At 68.3% G+C, this 2975-nt stretch carries 2 protein-coding genes and 2 pseudogenes; 2 read left to right on the forward strand and 2 right to left on the reverse strand.

Going from position 1 to position 2975, the window contains the following annotated elements:
* Positions 1–945, forward strand: a 945-nt coding sequence (locus AB0G02_RS33535; RefSeq protein ID WP_360802386.1) for an integrase core domain-containing protein, incomplete at its 5' end; no start/stop codon positions are given.
* 91 nt (positions 946–1036) lie between these two features.
* Here the strand turns inward: AB0G02_RS33535 and AB0G02_RS33540 are convergent.
* Entirely contained in the window at positions 1037–1756 is a 720-nt protein-coding gene (locus AB0G02_RS33540; protein WP_360802389.1) for a hypothetical protein, read from the reverse strand.
* A gap of 177 nt (positions 1757–1933) precedes the next feature.
* On the opposite strand from AB0G02_RS33540, the pseudogene AB0G02_RS33545 reads away from it, so the two are divergent.
* Positions 1934–2827: pseudogene (locus AB0G02_RS33545) on the forward strand (helix-turn-helix domain-containing protein); the annotation flags it as partial.
* Positions 2828–2925: 98 nt separating this feature from the next.
* Here the strand turns inward: AB0G02_RS33545 and AB0G02_RS33550 are convergent.
* Positions 2926–2970: pseudogene (locus tag AB0G02_RS33550) on the reverse strand (hypothetical protein); the annotation flags it as partial.
* Between the last annotated feature and the right edge of the window lie 5 nt (positions 2971–2975).

A 2975-nucleotide genomic window follows, 5' to 3' on the forward strand; every position in this document is an offset into this window, starting at 1 on the left:
GGTCCGGTCCGCTACGAGCCCGCGGACCGGTTCTGGTTCGCCGCCCTGTCCGGACTGGTGGATCGCCGCCGGTGGCGGAAGGTCTTCCCGGTCACGCCGGACACCCTGCTCGCCTGGCACCACAGACTCGTGGCCCGCAAATGGGACCACCCCGCACGTCGACGCACCGGACACCCACCGACACGAGCCGCGGTCAAGACCCTCGTATTGCGCCTCGCCGGAGAGAACCCGCGATGGGGTCATCGGCGAATCCAGGGCGAGCTGGCCCGACTCGGCCACCACATCGCCCACTCGACCGTCTGGCAGATCCTGCACGACGCCGGCATCGACCCTGCACCACGCCGCGCCGGCCCGACCTGGCGGCAGTTCCTCACCATCCAGGCCCAGGGCATCATCGCGGCGGACTTCTCCTCCACCTCGACACAGTGCTCGGCAGGCGCCTGTACGCACTGGCCATCCTCGAACACGACACCCGGCACCTGCACATCACCCGGGTCACCGCCCACCCCACCCAGACATGGACCACACAGCAGGCCAGGAACCTCACCGCCGACCTCGGACACCGGGCGGAGTCCCTGCGCTTCCTCTCCGGACCGCGACGGCAAGTACAACCAGACGTTCGACGCCGTCTTCCAGGCCGACGACCTGCACGTAATCAAGAACGCACCACAGGCACCCCGGATGAACGCCCACTGCGAACGGGCCATCGGCACACTCCGACGCGAACTCCTCGACCACATCCTGATCGCGGACGAGAGCCACGCACGACAAGTCCTCACAACCTCCGAAAACCACTACAACCGACACCGACCCCATCAATCCCACGACCAACTACCACCCGAAGCCCTACAGCACCCTGCCGCAGCACACGACCTCGACACCCGCAGAGTGCTTCGCACCCGCATCCTCGGCGGACTCATCAACGAGTACAGACATGCCGCCTGACCAGCAGCGACGACTTTTCAAGCGGCACACCGTCGAACAACGACTGCGGTGACGTACGCCCGATGACGGACGCGTTTCCGGTGAGCCAAGATCAGGTGGAATGGGTGCAGCCGCACAACACGCACTGCCCTTCCGACGAGGCGCGTTCGACCGGCTCGGTGTACAGCCAGCCGGTAGTCTCGGTTTCCTTGACCCGCACGGCCACTGGCGCGAAATCACGCGGGTCGACGTTCGCGCTCTGCCGGACAACCTCCTCGAAGAACCAATTCGAGGTTACCAGCGCATATTTCCGCGAGGCGACGCGCAACGCGTCCCGGACGGGTGCCGCGTCGAGCAGGCGGAACGTGAGGTTAAGCGCCGCGCCGGTGACACCGTGTTCGTCGTAGAGGACTTCCCCCGCGTGCAGCGCCATGCGGAGCCGGACGCGTTCCTGCACCGGGTGGGCGTCGTTGTGCGCGGCCAACTCCGAGGTCATCTCGCGCGGCACGGAGTCCACGAACGCGCTCTTCGGCACCTCCGGCTCCACCAGGATCAACACCCCGTCGCCCCGGTCCTCCAGGCGGTACCGCGAGCGGCCGACACCGGATCGTTCCAGCGCACGCCGAACCACCCGGTACAGCCCGCGGCGCACCGCTACCTGCTGGGCGTTGGTGCGACAGCGGCTGCCGAACCCGGCGACGTCGACGACGGCGATGATCCGGTGGACCGATGATCGGGGAAACCAACATGCCCGGCCGGAATTCGACATCGCGCGGATTATTCGTCGGATCATCGACCCTATCCTCCAGTCTTCCGGCGACAGGCCGCACAATTGCCGCCCGGTTCTGAGTCAAATGACCCTGTGGCTTCCGGGCGACAGTCGAGACAATCTCCGCACAAGGTCGGTCGGGATGTCCGTACAACCCCGTACGCCGAGATCGGCGGACCTCAGGGAGGGCTCGTGCAGCACGAGACCGAGGGAGATCGGATCATCGCCGGCCCCGCAGAAGTGCGGACGAAACACGACTTCGCGCGCGAGTTGACGGCGCTGAGGGCACTTGCCGGCCGCACGGTCCGGGAAGTCGCACGGGAGGCCGGAATTCCCTACAGCACGGCGGGCGGCTATTTCAGCGGACGTCACCTGCCGCCGCTCACCATGCCGCACGTGTTGCGCCGGATCGTCCAGGTTTGCGGTGTCACCGACCCTGACGAGTTGGACCGGTGGCTGACCGCATTGCACCGGGTCCGGCGACGGCCTGGTCCGCGACCGGTCGGCGCGGCCGCACCGTACCGGGGTTTGGAGAGCTTTCAGCCCGAGCACGCGGCGTGGTTCCACGGGCGGGAGCGGCTCACCGCGGAGTTGGTCGCGTTGACCACTCGCCAATGGCCGCGCGGCGAGTGCACGGTCGTCGTCGGGCCTTCGGGATCGGGGAAGTCCTCGCTGTTGCGGGCGGGGCTAGTCTCCCGCTTCCAGCGTGGCGAGCACCCGTTGGCGGGCGAGTGGACGACAGTGCTGATAACACCCGGTCCGAGACCCATGGCGCAGTGGGAAGCGCTCGTCGACCAGGCGCCCGCAGGCCCTCGGCTGGTCGTGGTGGACCAGTTCGAGGAGTTGTTCACGCTGTGCGGGGACGACGAGGAACGACATGAGTTCATCGCACGCTGCACCGCGGCCGCGCGGGAAGACCTGTCGACGCTCGTCGTGATCGGGCTGCGCGCCGATTTCTACCCGCAAGCGGCGCGCCACGCCGAGCTGGTGACCCCGTTGCAGGACGCGCAGGTGGTGGTCGGACCCATGACCGCCGACGAGGTCAGGCGCGCGATCGTCGAGCCCGCCCGGCAGGCCCGGCTGGAGGTCGACGACGGGTTCGTCGAGCTGCTGGTGCGCGACCTGGCGCCCACCCGCGGCGCGGTGCCGTCGGCCGCGTACGAGGCCGGGGCGCTCCCCCTGCTGTCCCACGCGTCCGCCAGCCACGCCGGGTTCTGGTTGTGCCAGACGAGGGTGTGGCCGCGCACGGCCTGCCGGTTGGCCTTGGCGAACGCCACCAGCT

Origin of the sequence: Actinosynnema sp. NPDC023658, assembly GCF_040639995.1 — a bacterium.
Lineage (GTDB): Bacteria > Actinomycetota > Actinomycetes > Mycobacteriales > Pseudonocardiaceae > Actinosynnema.